This is a genomic window from Streptomyces sp. NBC_01341 (genome assembly GCF_035946055.1).
GTDB lineage: Bacteria > Actinomycetota > Actinomycetes > Streptomycetales > Streptomycetaceae > Streptomyces.
This window is the reverse complement of sequence record NZ_CP108364.1, coordinates 2,596,528-2,610,458: the sequence shown is the minus strand read 5'-3', so window position 1 is coordinate 2,610,458 and position 13,931 is coordinate 2,596,528. Positions and strand designations below refer to the sequence as shown.

The window sequence follows — 13,931 nt, the reverse complement described above, 5'->3', positions numbered from 1 at the left end:
ATGGACGCATTGCCGCTGGTGGCGCTTGTCGCTGTCAGTGCGGTGGTCGCCGGGGCGGCGCGCCGGACCCCGGTGCCCCCACCCCTGCTGCTGGTCGCCGCCGGGCTGGTGGCCTCCTATCTGCCCGGGGTGCCGAGCTACACGCTGGACGCGCACGTCGTGCTGCCCCTGCTGCTCCCGCCGTTGCTGTACACGGCCGCGGTCGACAGTTCGTACCTGGATCTGCGGGCCAATGTGCGGCCCGTCGCACTGCTCTCCGTGGGTTATGTCCTCTTCGCGACGGTCGCGGTGGGCTGGCTGGCCTACCTGCTCGTCCCGGACCTGCCGCTGACCGCCGCGCTGGTCCTCGGCGCCGTGGTGGCCCCGCCGGACGCGGTCACCGCCGCGGCGATCGCCCGCCGGGTGGGCCTGCCCGCCCGGCTCACCACGATCCTCCAGGGCGAGTCCCTGGTGAACGACGCCACCGCCATCACCGCCTTCAAGGTGGTTCTCGCAGCCGCGGTCGGCGAGGGCATGAACTGGGGCGAGGGGATCGGCGAGTTCCTGGTGGCATCGGTCGGCGGCGTCGGGGTCGGCCTGTTGCTGATGGTTCCGCTGCACTGGCTGCGCACGCACCTCAAGGAGGCGCTGCTCCAGAACACCCTGTCGCTGCTCATCCCCTTCGTGGCGTACGCCGCCGCCGAGCGGGTGCACGCCTCCGGGGTGCTCGCCGTGGTCGTCGTCGCGCTGTATCTGGGGCACCGCTCCTGGCAGGTCGACTTCGCGACCCGGCTGCAGGAGGCGGCGGTCTGGAAGATGGTGGCGTTCATCCTGGAGTCCGCCGTCTTCGCGCTGATCGGACTGCAGTTGCCCTTCGTCCTGCGGGAGCTGGGGGAATACAGCGTGGGCGAGGCGCTCCAGTACGCGGTCCTCGTGTTCATCGCCGTGGTCGTGGTCCGCTTCCTCTGGGTGTATCCCGCGAGCTATCTGCCCCTGTGGGTGTCCCGGCGTGTCCGGGAACGCGAGGGGCCGCTGCCCTGGACGTCCCCGCTGATCGTCAGCTGGGCCGGCATGAGGGGCGTCGTCTCGCTCGCCATCGCGTTCTCCATCCCCCTGCTGACGCCCGACGGTGAGAAGTTCCCGGCGCGCAACCTCGTGCTGTTCCTGACCTTCACCACGGTCATCGGGACCCTGGTCGTCCAGGGACTCAGCCTGCCCCTGATGGTGCGCGTGCTGAAGCTCCCGGGCCGTGACGCGCGAGGTGAGACGCTGGCGGAGGCACAGGCGCAGAGCGAGGCGTCCGCAGCCGCGGACGCCAGACTGGACGCGCTGCTGTCCGACCCCGCCAACGAACTGCCCGATCCCCTGACCCAGCGGCTGCGGGCCGTGATGGAGCGGCGCCGCAACGCCGTCTGGGAGCGCCTCGGCCGGCCCAATCCGGTCACCGGGGAATCGGCCGACGACACCTACCGGCGGCTGGCGAGGGAGATGATCGACGCCGAGCGGGCGGTCTTCGTACGCCTCAGGGACGAACGGCGGATCGACGACGAGATGATGCGCGCCCTGCTGCGCAGGCTGGACCTGGAGGAGGCGGCCGCCTACCGGGAGTCCGACGCGGACTAGAGCCTCTCCTGCCCTGGCACCGTGACTCGCGATGCCAGGCACCGGACCCGCTCGCTGACCGGCCCCACGCAGGCGAAAGACCCTAGCCGCCGTCAGCCTCGGGTGAGGGCCGGCCGGTGATGACCGCGGTCACCGTGGAACCCCGCGCGAAGGCGCCTTCGCGGGCGAGGACGGTCAGGCCGTACAGAAGTTTGGCCACATAGAGCCGTTCCACGGGCAGCCCGTGCCGGTCCTCGAACGCGTCGGCGAAGGCGTGCAGCTCCGGAGTCGTACGGGCGTACCCGCCGAAGTGGAAGCGCTCGTCCAGCGACCACCGGCCGGCCGGGCCGCCGAACGCCTCCTGCTGGAGACCGCGTACGGACTCGGCCAGGAAGCCGCCGCGCAGGACCGCAATGCCGAGGGCGCGCTGCCCCGGTCCGAGGCCGGCGGCGAGACCCGCCAGGGTGCCGCCGGTGCCGCAGGCGACGGCCGCCGTGCCGCCCACGCCGCGCAGTTCGCGGCCGAGCTCTGCGCAGCCCCGAGCGGCGAGGGCGTTGCTGCCGCCCTCCGGGACGACCGCGCACTCCCCGAAGAGGCGCAGCAGGCCGTCCAGGACGCCGGGAGTGGTCTTCGCGCGGTAGGTCGCCCTGTCCACGAAATGCAGGCGCATACCGTCGGCCGCGCAGCGCGCGAGGGAGGGGTTCAACGGGCGCCCGGCCAGTTCGTCGCCCCGTACGACGCCGACGGTGGGGAAACCCAGCAGGCGTCCCGCGGCGGCGGTGGCGCGCAGGTGGTTGGAGTAGGCCCCGCCGAAGGTCAGCACGGTACGGCCGGCGGCGGCCCGGATGTTGGGGGCGAGTTTTCGCCACTTGTTGCCCGGCAGGTCGGGGTGGATCAGGTCGTCGCGCTTGAGCAGCAGCGTCACACCGTGCCGGGCGAAGTGCTCGTCCTCGACCGGCTGAAGGGGTGAGGGGAGAGCCGGCCGCAGCCGGGAGAGGTCGAGTGCTTCGTCACGCATGACGTCATTGTGTGCCGCCCCCCGCCGGTCTACTTCAGCCGGTCGTGGATCCGGTTGCGCATGCCGGTCATCGAGAAGCCGAGCGGGTCGACCTTGCCGGGCTGCCACTCCCGGTGCCCGATGACGGACGGGGCGCCCCAGCCGTGGAATCGGCAGACCGCCGCGGCCGCCCTCTCGATGGCCTCGAGCTGGACGGCGGGCCAGGGGTCCTCGCCGTCGCCGAGGTTCTCGCACTCGAAGCCGTAGAAGTGCCGGTTGCCGTCCGTGTTCGACTCGTTGTCCGACGGCAGGCGCTTCTCGGCGATCACGGCGCGCAGGACGTCGTCGTCGCCGAGGCCGGCGTGGTTGGCGCGGCCGTAGCCGACCAGGTGGACCTTTCCGTCCTTGGCGATCACGCCGTGGCAGAGGGGGCCCGGGAGGCCGGAGTAGCCGTCACGGCAGATCTCGACGGTGCGGGCGGTGCCGCTGGTGACGGTGTGGTGGAGCATCACACCGTGCACCGGTCCCCACGGGCCCTTGTGGTTGCGGTTGTGCGTGCGCCAGTCGCCCACCTGGACGACGGTGAGTCCCTCGTCCTTCAGGGCTTTGAGGAAGCTGCTCGCGGACATGGGTGAGGACATGGCCGGCTCCTTCGGTAGAGGGGGAGTGTGTCCGTACAGCGCTTCTACCGGAACATGAGGCTCCGCCAAACCTGTTCGGGAACTGTGCGAGCGGATCCGGACATTTTCCGGGTGCCGGCCGACGCGTGCCCCGACGCGTGCCTCAGTCCTGGGCGAGCCACATGTCGGGGCCGAACACCTCGTAGTGGATGTCGGCCGCGGCCACTCCCTTGCCCAGGAGCTGGGAGCGGACGGCCCTCATGAAGGGCAGGGGTCCGCAGAGGTAGGCGCGGGTGCCCGGGGCGACCGGCAGGCCGCTCAGGTCGACGTGTCCGGTGCGCTCGGCGGGGTGGCCCGGCTCCGGGTCCTCGTACCAGAAGTGTGCGGCGGCGTCGGGGAGCTTCTCCGTCAGCGCCGCGTGGTCGGTGCGCAGGGCGTGGTCCGCCGGGGAGCGGTCGCCGTGCACGACGGTCACCCGCGTCGGGTGCCCCTCGGCAGCCAGGTGCTCCAGCATCGACAGGACCGGGGTGCAGCCGATGCCGGCGGAGGCGAGCAGCAGCGGCGCGCCGGAGTCGTCCAGTACCAGATCGCCGTACGGGGCGGAGAGGCGCAGCCGGTCGCCCGCGCGCAGCCGCGCGTGCAGGTGGGCGGAGACCTCGCCGTCGGGGCCCTCCCCGCCCTCTACCCGCTTGACGGAGAGGGAGCGCGGGCCGCCGCCCGGCGCCCCGGTGAGGCTGTACTGGCGGATCTGGCGGGCTCCGTCCGGGAGTTCCACCTGGACGGAGACGTACTGGCCCGGCCGGAAGGCGGGGGCGGGCGAGCCGTCGGCGGGGGTGAGCCGGAAGGTGGCCACGGCCGGGGTGTCCTCGGTGCGTGAGACCACCGTCCACTCGCGCCACACGTCACCCGCGAGCACGCCCTGCTGCGCGTAGAGCCGTTCCTCGATGGCGATCAGGGCGTTGGCCATCAGCCAGTAGACCTCGTCCCAGGCCGCGGCGACCTCGGGGGTGACCGCGTCGCCGAGCACCTCGGTGATCGCGGCGAAGAGGTGGGTGTGCACGATCTCGTACTGCGGGGCCGTGATGCCGAGGGACGCGTGCTTGTTCGCGATGCGGCCGAGCATCGCGTCGGGCCGGGTGCCGGGGTGCTCGACGAGCTGGGTGGCGAAGGCGGCGATGGATCCGGCGAGCGCGCGGCGCTGTGTGCCGGAGGCCTGGTTGCCCCGGTTGAAGAGGTCCCTGAGCAGTTCCGGGTGGGCGTCGAACAGCTTCCGGTAGAAGAGATCCGCTATGTCCCCGATGGCCGCCCCGACGGCGGGGAGGGTGGTGCGGACGGTGGCGGTCGACGTCTCGGAGAGCATCGGGTGACTCCTTGGTACGAGGGGCGGGTCGTGCCCGCCCCATCTTTATTGGAATATGAGATACGTATTTTGTGGCGCGCGGGAGCCGTGCGGTACGGCCGGCCGGAGGCGGACCGCGTCCGCAGGGTGCGGGTGGAATCAGCCGGGTGCCGGCCTGCCTGAGCTGATGGCGATCAGCAGCGGGCCGGTGGGGGAGGAGGCGAGGTCGCCGACCGTGAGGGGGTCGAGGGAGGCGTAGAACGCCTCTTCGGCCTGGCGCAGCGCGGCGCGCAGCCGGCAGGCGGACCGCAGGGGGCAGGGGGTGCTCCCCTCGCACTCCACGACCTCCCCGGGCCCTTCGAGCTCGCGTACCAGGGCGCCGACCGAGGCGGAGTGTCCGGCCGCGGTGAGGGTGAGGCCCCCGCCCCGGCCGCGTCGCGCGTCGATCAGGCCGAGGTGCTGGAGCCGGGCGACGACCTTCGCCGCGTGGGTGTACGGCACCTGCATCGAGGCCGCCACCTCCCGGGTGGTCGGTGGGTCCTCGCCGTCCTTGGTGACGGTCAGGCGCATCAGCACCCGGAGCGCCACGTCGGTGAATCGCGTCAGCCGCATGGCGCTCAGCGTAGGTAAGTGGCATCGGAGATGCAACTTAAGGTCGGGGTCGACGCGAGCCCCCGCGGAGGGCGCGCCATGATGGAGGGTGCGACCTCGCGGCAGGTGCGGGGTACGCCAGCGCGGGAAAGGTGGTCAGCGGCCGTGCCGAAGCCGAACGCAGCCGACGGGATTCCGGCGAGCCGGGTCATCACCGACCCGGACAGTCTGGGCCGCTACGCGCACGACGAGGCGGAATGGGCCCCGGCCGGGATGCCCCTCGCGGTCGTGCGGCCCCAGGACACCGCCGAGGTGGCCGCCGTCGTCGCCCACTGCGCCGAGCGCCGCATCCCGGTCGTCCCGCGCGGCGCGGGAACCGGCCTGTCGGGCGGCGCCAACGCGGTGGACGGGGCGGTCGTCCTCTCCTTCGAGGACATGAACCGGATCCTGCTCATCGACCCGGTGGAACGCCTCGCGGTGGTCCAGCCGGGAGTGGTCAACGACGATCTGCGCGCGGCGTGCGCCGAACAGGGCCTCTGGTACCCGCCGGACCCGGCCAGCTCCCCCTGGTCGACGATCGGCGGCAACGCCGCCACCAACGCGGGCGGCATGTGCTGCGTCAAGTACGGCGTGACCCGGGACTACGTGCTCGGGCTGGAAGCCGTCAACGGGCTCGGTGAGGTCGTGCGAGTGGGTCGGCGGACCGCGAAGGGGGTCGCGGGATACGACCTGTGCGGACTCCTCGTCGGCTCGGAGGGCACCCTCGGTGTGATCACGGAGATCACCGTGAAGCTGCGGGGTGCCCGGCCCGCGGAACGCACCGTCGCCGGGTTCTTCGAATCGGTCGTCGCCGCCGGCGACGCGGTGAGCCGGGTGACGGCCGCGGGCATCGTGCCCTCCGCGCTCGAACTCCTCGACAGGCACTGCCTGAAGGCCGTCGACGAGTGGAAGAACATGGGGCTGTCGGCGGACGCCGACGCGATCCTTCTCGGCCGCGTGGACACCCCGGGCGCCGCGGGCGACGCCGAGGCCGAAGCCATGCGGGCCTGTTTCGCCGAGGCGGGCGCCGCCTGGGCCGAGGTCTCCACCGACCAGGCGGAGGCGGACGCCCTCTTCCAGGCCCGGCGGCTCGCCTACCCGGCGCTGGAGCGGCTCGGCCCGGTCCTCACCGAGGACGTGGTGGTTCCACGGTCGAAGGTGCCGCGAATGCTGGCACGCATCGAGGAGATCTCCCGCGAACACGACGTCCTCATCGCCAACATCGCGCACGCCGGCGACGGCAACCTCCACCCGCTCATCATCACCGAACCCGGGGACGAGGCCGCCCGGAGCCGTGCCCAGCTCGCGTTCGAGGACATCCTCGACGCCGCGATCGCCCTAGGCGGCACGGTCACCGGTGAACACGGCGTCGGCCTGCTGAAGATGGGCGGCATGAACCGCGAGGTCGGCACCGTCAACCTCGCCATGCAGCGCGCGGTCAAAGCGGCCCTCGACCCGCGCGGCATCCTCAACCCGGGGAAGGTCGTGGACTCGGGGGCACCGCTGTCCGTCGCCTGAGCCCGGCGAGGAGGTCACCGCCGCAAGGGCTCGCTGAGTTCCATCGCGCGCAGGGCAGCCGCCAAGGCCGTCCCGTCGCCGAAGTCCAAGGCTGTGTCGGTCAGCTTGATGACGTGCTCGTCGCCGTGTGCCAGAGCCCGTTCTGCGACCTCCTCCGCGGTGACGGCGCACGTCGCGGCCAGGGGTACCGGGGCGTCCGGCGCGTACATGGCGGTCACCGCCGCGGAGGCCGTCCAGGCGGCCCGCAGGCTTTGGCCCCACAGGTCCCGTGGAAGTGCGGGCAGCGTCCGGAGCACGGCGTTGGGAGCCGTGGCCGCGTGGACCAGCATGGTCTCGTTACCGTGACCGTGGGTGGCGTACCGGTGGGTGGCCGCCCGGACCAGTTCGGTCAGCCTGCGCCGTGCCTCCTCCGGGTCCGGGACGGTCGCCGCCCACACCGGAAGACCCCTGACGCGGTCCAGCCGGGCGGGGAAGCCGCCTTCCCGTACGGCCAGGGGCTTCACCGCGTCGAGAGCCTCGGCGGCGCTGCCGCCGCCGGGCAGCGGTGTCAGCCCCGTGACGGTGTGGTGCCGGGCGGCCCAGTAGCCGAGACCGTGCGCCAGTTCCGTCAGACGCGGACTCGTGGTGTCGCCCGCCAGAAGGGTGCGTACGGCATGGCCGACCCGGATCACCGGATGCGTCGACCCGCCGTACATCCCGGGCAGGAGGCGGGGCCACCACTGGGCGAGCACGTCGCGCCAGGGGTGCTCCTGGATCTCCCGGCCGAAGTGCGCGATCCAGTCGGCGGCGCGGCGCGGATCACCCAGAGCGGTGCGCCAGCCGGCTTCCGTCACCGGCTCGACGGCGGCGGGGAACTCCTCCAGCCGGGGCGCGTACAGGTCGAGCCAGCGGTGCACGCTGCGCGCCTGCCCACGTGCGGCGAGCGCCTCTACGGCCATCGGCGCGTGATTGGTCAGCCTGCCGAGCCGTTCGGGCCCCGAGCGGTGCAGTCGTCCGAGCGCCTCGTCGAGAACGCCTGTCGTATCCATGGCAGAGACGCTAGGCGGCCGTCCGCAGCCTCGTAAGGGGCCGCAGACCGAGGGCGGGGCGGGCCGAAGTCCTAGGCCGCAGGGTCCGGTAGCCCGGTACCGGACCGCATGCGCACGGGCGTGTCCCGCCTGTGTGCGCGCCTCCGGAACGGCAACGTGCCCCGACCGAAGCCCGGTTAGTCACACTCTTTTGTGTAATAGCGCGCCGTGTCCTCCTGCTGGAAGTGTTCCTCTCGCAGGTCAGCCCATGATCGAGAGGATGTCGGATGTCCGTTGGTGAAGAGGTTCGCGACACGCAGCCGCCGCAGCAGAGTCTCGGCACAGCGGCTGCGCGGAACCTCGCGACGACGACCAAATCCGCACCGCAGATGCAGGAGATCACCTCCCGCTGGCTGCTGCGGATGCTGCCCTGGGTGCAGGTGCAGGGCGGGACCTACCGGGTGAACCGCAGGCTGAGCTATTCCGTTGGGGACGGCCGGGTGACCTTCGTCCAGACCGGCGACCGGGTCGCGGTCATCCCCGCCGAGCTCGGCGAACTCCCGGCCCTGCGCGACTTCGCGGACGAGGAGGTGCTGGCCGAGCTGGCACGCAGGTGTGAGCAGCGTGAGGTCGCGGCGGGCGAGGTGCTCGCGGCGTCGGGGGACGCGGCGGACCGGGTCCATCTGCTGGCCCACGGCAAGATCGAGAAGATCGGCACCGGGCCGTACGGCGACGAAACGGTTCTGGGCGTGCTCGCCGACGGTGCCTACTTCGGCGACCAGGCCCTGATCGACGGTGACGCGACCTGGGAGTACACGGCGCGCGCGGTCACCGCCTGCACCCTGCTGACCCTGCGCAGGTCGGACGTGCTCAACCTCGCGGCCCGCGCCGACTCCCTCCGCGACCATCTCGCCGGACTGCTCGCGATTCCGCACCAGCGCACCAACAACTACGGCGAGGCGGAGATCGACCTCTCGGCGGGGCACGTGGGGGAGAGCGTCGTCCCGCACACCTTCGTCGACTACGAGTCGGCGCCGCGCGAGTACGAACTGAGCGTCGTCCAGACTGTGCTGAAAGTGCACAGCAGGGTGGCCGACCTCTACAACCAGCCGATGAACCAGACCGAGCAGCAGTTGCGGCTCACGGTCGAGGCACTGCGCGAGCGCCAGGAACACGAGCTCGTCAACAACCGGGAGTTCGGGCTGCTCAACAACTGCGACTACGGTCAGCGGATCCAGCCGCACGACGGAGCACCGGGTCCCGACGACATGGACGAACTCCTTTCGCGGCGGCGCGGATCCAACCTGTTCCTCGCCCACCCGCGGGCCATCGCCGCCTTCGGCCGTGAGTGCAACAAGCGCGGGCTCGTCCCGGAGAGCGTGGAGGTCGGGGGGCACCATGTCCCGGCCTGGCGCGGGGTGCCGATCTTCCCGTGCAACAAGATCCCGGTCACCGACGCCCGCACCACGTCGATCATCTGCATGCGGACGGGCGAGGCGGACCAGGGAGTCATCGGCCTCCAGCAGAGCGGCATCCCGGACGAGATCGAGCCGAGTCTCTCCGCCCGTTTCATGGGTATCGACGAGCAGGCGATCATCTCCTACCTGGTCACCGCCTACTACTCCGCCGCCGTCCTGGTTCCCGACGCCCTCGGCGTGCTGGAGAACGTTGAGGTCAGCCGCTGGCGGTGACGCTGCCCGGCCCGGGCGGCAGTCCGCCCGGGCCCCCGCAGGCGAGTACCGGCGATCAAGGTGCCCCGTGGCGCCCGGGAAGGAGTGACCGTGACCATGACGAGTACGGACGCCGCGATGGGGGAGCACAAGGCCGCAGCCCTCCTGGAGCGGACCCGCGACGCCGTCGACCCGCACCTGCGAGCAGCCGTGGAGACGCTGCCCGGGGCCATACGCCGGGTCGCGAAGTACCACTTCGGCTGGCAGAACGCCGACGGGACCCCCGCCTCCGGCCAGGCCGGCAAAGCCATCAGACCCGCCCTCGTCCTGGCCGCCGCGCGGGCCCTCGGAGGCGACCCGGACGCCGCCGTGCGGGCTGCCGTAGCCGTCGAACTCGCCCACAACTTCACCCTGCTCCACGACGACGTCATCGACGAGGACACCACCCGCCGCCACCGCCCGACGGCCTGGGCGGTGTTCGGGGTGCCGGACGCCGTGATCACGGGTGACGCCATGCTCGCCCTCGCCCTGAGACTGCTGGCGGACGACCCGCACCCCGTGTCCGCCCACGCCTCGGTCCGCCTCACCACCTGTGTCATCGAGCTCTGCGCGGGGCAGCAGGCGGACTGCGCGCTCGAGGACCGCGGCCCCGACGACGTCACCCTGGACGAGTGTCTGGCCATGGCCACGGCCAAGACGGGCGCTCTGCTGGGCTGCGCCTGCGCCCTGGGCGCGCTCTACGCCGGGGCCGGGGAGAGCGCGGTCGTGGCCATGGACGGCTTCGGCAGGGAGGCCGGCCTCGCGTTCCAGCTCATCGACGACCTCATCGGCATCTGGGGCGACACCGAGCGCACGGGCAAGCCGGTCGGCGCTGACCTGACCGCGCACAAGAAGTCGCTGCCGGTGGTCGCGGCGCTCACCTCGGGCACCCCGGCCGCCGTCGAACTCACCGCGCTCTACCGGGGCGCGATGAACACGCCGGAGGAGGTGCGTGCGGCGGCCGACGCGGTCGACCGGGCGGGAGGCCGGGACTGGGCGCAGATCACCGCCGGGGACCGGATGGCCCGTGCCGTCCACCACCTGTCCCGCGCGGTGCCCGGCGCCGCCGACGGTGGCGACCTGCTGGCCCTCGCTGAGTTCGTCACCCGCAGAACACACTGAATCCTTGCGGCCCGTGACCGGGCCCGTGTCCCAACTCTAGTATTCCGTAGGTCGGTTGAGATCATCACGGATGCGAGGGGGCGGGGCCGGTCATGGGCGTACGCATACGGCAGGCGGACCGGGGCGACAGGGACCAGGTCGTACGGATTCTGGACGAGGCGTTCCACGAGGATCCGGTGAGCAGCTGGGTCTTTCCCGACGAGGACCACCGGCGGGCGGTGCACGGCAGGTTCCTGGGAGTGTTCGCCGACATCACGCTGTCGCAGGGCCGCATCGACCTCCTGGAGGACGGTACGGCGGCCGCCCTCTGGATCTCGGTGCCCGCCGGAGCGCCGCAGGGCACCGACGACACCCCCGCGCTCATGAGGGAGACGGCCGACCCGGACAACGAACGGGCCGAGCTGGTGGGCAGGCTGACGGGCGCCGTGCACCCGCACGACCGCGCCCACGAATACCTGCTGATGATCGGCGTCAGCCCGCAGCGCCAGGGGGAGGGCATCGGAGAGGCGCTGATGCGGGGGGTTCTGGAGCGGTGCGACCGCGAGGGCGTCCCCGCCTACCTGGAGGCGAGCAGCGAGCGCAGCCGCCGCCTCTACGAACGGCTCGGATTCGGCTTCACGGGGAAGGCCGTGGAACTCCCCGAGGGTCCCTTGATGTGGCCCATGTGGCGTGAGCCCCAGGCCGGCTGACAGGTACTCGGACGTGACGCGGTGCGAAGGGGAGGGTGGCACCGGGCGGTTGCGGGGCACGGACTACAGTCCCTGCTCATGACAGATGAGTCGTGGGCAGGCTGGTACCGGGACCGTCACGGTTCCGAGGCCGTCATTCTCACCACGGACGGACAGCAGCTCCGCATCCGCGTACGCGGGACGGACTTCGAGGGCGCGAGCTTCGACGGGCTCGGCCCGGTGGCCGGCGTGACGGTCCGGGACGGCGCGTTCGACCTGGCGGACGGTGTGCTCGGCGACTGTGTGCTGGAGTGGGACCTCCCGCTCCCGGTGCTGGTGTCCGGGACGGTCCGCCAGGCCACGCTCGGCTGTCTGCTGTCCCTGCGCAGAGCCGATCCGGACCTCTACCTCGCCCTCCACCTGGACGGCGCCGTGTACGAGTCGAACCGTGCCGAGGGCGACTTCGCCGCCGCGCTGGCCACGATCCAGCGGATCCTGCCGCCGGACATGCACCTGCAGACCTGCATAGCGTGCGCCTTCTCGGACTACTTCCCTGCCCCCGTCCGCGGGCTCTCCGGCGGACTCGCCTGCTTCCGCGGCGCCAAGGACGCCTACCGGGACGTCGCGGGCGGGGAGGAGGTCGCGGGCCTCTGGGACCGGCGCACCGGATTCGTCCAGGAGATCTGGAGCTGCCGGGAGTTCGAACCCCGTCCCGCGCACGGCGCCGGTACAGGTCACCGGGGCGCGTTCCCGCTGGAGCTCGCCTGACCGCTCATACCCGTGGGGCCGCCCCGCGACGGCGGGACGGCCCCTGAGCGGTGCGACCGGTGTCAGGAAGTGGCGCGGGCGAGCGCGGCCGCGAGGCCGTTCTGCCAGAGGGAGTTCACCCGGGAGCGCTCGGTGGAGTTCGGGTAGGCGTTCGTGCAGGACGTGCCGGGACCGCCGCCGGACATGAGTTCGCTGCACGGTCCGGTGTAGTGGTCCGGCAGCCCCAGGACGTGGCCGGTCTCGTGCGCGGTGACGCGGGTCGAGTTGTACTGCTGGTTCTGGGCGTAGTCGAGGAAGATGTAGCCGCTGCCGTGTCCGTTCGTGCTCGCGTACGAGCCCCGGGAGTCGTTGCCCTCGCGGTAGGTGAAGTCGGGGTTCGAGCCTTCCTGCAGCTTGACGTTGGAGACGGAGCTGTTCCAGATGCTGGTGCTGCTGGCTATCTGGCTGCGGAAGCTGGGGGCGTTGGTGGTGCTGTAGACGACGGTGACGGCCGCGGCACCCGGGTTGGCTGCCCTCTTCTTCGCGACCGAGTCCATGACGGCGTCGAAGAACGCCTTGTTCGCGGCGGCGTTCTCGCTCGAACCGGCGTACGCGGCGTAGCCGGCCTGTGCGGCGGCGGTGTCGGCGGGAGCGACAGGAGCCGGTGCGGCGGCGACCGCGGGGGTGGTGCCCAGTGCTGCGGCGAGTCCGAGACCGGCCACGGCCGACATGACGGCTGTCCTGAGGTGTCTCATGGGGGGTTCTCCTACCTGTCCGATGAATCCCGTCCGGCGGCCGGACGGGTAACGGGTGGGGGGTACGGAGAGAGTGTCGGGGCAGCCGGGGTGCCGGCGGATGATGTCAACCCGCGATAGCGCCGTCCTATCGTCCCCACAGGAACCCCACACAACCGGCACCTGAGGGCCGCCCCAACAGCACCTGAATGAAGGTGTTTAGCGGGATTGCGCCATCTGGTGCTCGGCGTGCGAACAGCCATACGCTCCCCGGCATGGACCTCGAGGTGAGACACCTCAAGGCGCTCTGCGCCATCGCCGACACGGGCAGCCTGCATCAGGCGGCACGGCGGCTCGGCGTCAGCCAGCCCTCGCTGACCACCCAGCTCCAGCGGATCGAGCGGACCATGGGGGCGGAGCTGTTCCGCCGCGAGAGGACCGGCTGCCGGCCCACCCTCCTGGGCCGCGCCCTCCTCAGTCGCGCCCGCCCTCTGGTGGACGGCATGTCCACCCTGGTGGGTGCGGCGATGGCCGAGGCCGAAGCAGCCAGGGCCGGAGGTTCCGGACTCCGCATCGGATCGACCGCGAGCCGCGTCATCGGCGGCTGGCTGCGCAGGCTGCGGATCCTGCTGCCGGGCACGGACATCTCCCTGCGGGTGGACGTCTCGGCCCGGGAACTGCTGGGGGCGGTGGCCGCCGGCCGGCTGGACGTGGCCTTCGTCCACGAGGTGGAGGGCTGCCCGGTCACCGTTCCCGACGGCCTGAACCGGCGCGTACTCCTCGACCGGGAACCACAGTTCATCTCCCTGGCCAAGGACCACCCGGCGGCGGAGCTGCCGGTGGTCGACCTCCGCGACCTCGCCGCGGACCGCTGGATGGTCGATCCCTCGGTGGACGGCGAGTGGGACGGGGTGCGCCGGGTGCTCGGGGACGCGGGGCTCGATCCGCCCGTGCTGCACGGTGACTACCTCACGGCCGCCTCCCTCGTCGTGCTCGGCGAGGCGGTCGCTCCCTGCCAGCCGACCACGGGCCCGCGCGACGACATGGCGATCCGCCCCCTGCGCGGCGATCCGCTGGCGGTACGGCTGCTGCTCGTCTCGCGGCCGGGCACGGACATCGAGGCGGTGTACGGGGAACTGGAGGCGGCCTACCGGGACGCGGCCCGGCGTGCCGAGGAGTACCACCGGTGGCTGCTGCGGCACCGCAGTCCGCTGGCGCACGCGGCCTGACCCGGAAGGTTCCCCGTTCTGCCGACAGCG

13 protein-coding genes are annotated in these 13,931 nt (G+C 72.0%); 7 read left to right on the top strand and 6 right to left on the bottom strand.

Going from position 1 to position 13,931, the window contains the following annotated elements:
• Positions 1-1,602: a Na+/H+ antiporter gene (locus tag OG206_RS11085; RefSeq protein ID WP_327114834.1), complete on the top strand. Its 1,602-nt coding sequence runs from the start codon at positions 1-3 to the stop codon at positions 1,600-1,602.
• Between the two features lie 82 nt (positions 1,603-1,684).
• Here OG206_RS11085 and OG206_RS11080 read toward each other — a convergent pair whose 3' ends face one another.
• From OG206_RS11080 to OG206_RS11065, 4 genes are all read right to left on the bottom strand, one after another.
• On the bottom strand, positions 1,685-2,599 hold the full coding sequence (locus OG206_RS11080) for a 1-aminocyclopropane-1-carboxylate deaminase/D-cysteine desulfhydrase (protein WP_327114832.1): 915 nt from the start codon (positions 2,597-2,599) through the stop codon (positions 1,685-1,687).
• Positions 2,600-2,628: 29 nt separating this feature from the next.
• Positions 2,629-3,219, bottom strand: a complete 591-nt coding sequence (locus OG206_RS11075) for an N-acetylmuramoyl-L-alanine amidase (protein ID WP_327114830.1) — start codon at positions 3,217-3,219, stop codon at positions 2,629-2,631.
• Positions 3,220-3,361: 142 nt separating this feature from the next.
• A complete protein-coding gene (locus OG206_RS11070; RefSeq protein ID WP_327114828.1) occupies positions 3,362-4,558 on the bottom strand; it encodes a globin domain-containing protein in 1,197 nt (398 codons plus the stop codon).
• A 138-nt stretch (positions 4,559-4,696) separates the two neighbouring features.
• Complete coding sequence (locus OG206_RS11065) at positions 4,697-5,149, bottom strand: RrF2 family transcriptional regulator (RefSeq protein WP_327114826.1); 453 nt, start codon at positions 5,147-5,149, stop codon at positions 4,697-4,699.
• A gap of 144 nt (positions 5,150-5,293) precedes the next feature.
• On the opposite strand from OG206_RS11065, the gene OG206_RS11060 reads away from it, so the two are divergent.
• Complete coding sequence (locus tag OG206_RS11060) at positions 5,294-6,685, top strand: FAD-binding oxidoreductase (protein WP_327114824.1); 1,392 nt, start codon at positions 5,294-5,296, stop codon at positions 6,683-6,685.
• A gap of 14 nt (positions 6,686-6,699) precedes the next feature.
• Here the strand turns inward: OG206_RS11060 and OG206_RS11055 are convergent, their stop codons facing one another.
• Complete coding sequence (locus OG206_RS11055; protein ID WP_327114822.1) at positions 6,700-7,713, bottom strand: questin oxidase family protein; 1,014 nt, start codon at positions 7,711-7,713, stop codon at positions 6,700-6,702.
• Between the two features lie 266 nt (positions 7,714-7,979).
• On the opposite strand from OG206_RS11055, the gene OG206_RS11050 reads away from it, so the two are divergent.
• The 4 genes from OG206_RS11050 to OG206_RS11035 all read left to right on the top strand — a co-directional run bounded on the left by OG206_RS11050 (position 7,980) and on the right by OG206_RS11035 (position 11,959).
• A complete protein-coding gene (locus OG206_RS11050) occupies positions 7,980-9,383 on the top strand; it encodes a family 2B encapsulin nanocompartment shell protein (protein WP_327114820.1) in 1,404 nt (467 codons plus the stop codon).
• Positions 9,384-9,479: 96 nt separating this feature from the next.
• Complete coding sequence (locus tag OG206_RS11045; protein ID WP_327122232.1) at positions 9,480-10,523, top strand: family 2 encapsulin nanocompartment cargo protein polyprenyl transferase; 1,044 nt, start codon at positions 9,480-9,482, stop codon at positions 10,521-10,523.
• 92 nt (positions 10,524-10,615) lie between these two features.
• Complete coding sequence (locus tag OG206_RS11040) at positions 10,616-11,212, top strand: GNAT family N-acetyltransferase (protein WP_327114818.1); 597 nt, start codon at positions 10,616-10,618, stop codon at positions 11,210-11,212.
• A 78-nt stretch (positions 11,213-11,290) separates the two neighbouring features.
• Positions 11,291-11,959, top strand: a complete 669-nt coding sequence (locus OG206_RS11035) for a DUF6304 family protein (protein ID WP_327114816.1) — start codon at positions 11,291-11,293, stop codon at positions 11,957-11,959.
• Between the two features lie 62 nt (positions 11,960-12,021).
• Here the strand turns inward: OG206_RS11035 and snpA are convergent, their stop codons facing one another.
• The gene (gene snpA, locus OG206_RS11030; protein ID WP_327114814.1) at positions 12,022-12,693 is read right to left on the bottom strand and encodes a snapalysin; all 672 of its coding nucleotides are present in this window, start codon (positions 12,691-12,693) and stop codon (positions 12,022-12,024) included.
• Between the two features lie 254 nt (positions 12,694-12,947).
• Between snpA and OG206_RS11025 the strand changes: the two genes are divergently transcribed.
• Positions 12,948-13,901 carry a LysR family transcriptional regulator gene (locus OG206_RS11025; protein ID WP_327114812.1) on the top strand — a complete coding sequence of 318 codons (954 nt, stop codon included), beginning with the start codon at positions 12,948-12,950 and terminating at the stop codon, positions 13,899-13,901.
• Positions 13,902-13,931: the final 30 nt, after the last annotated feature.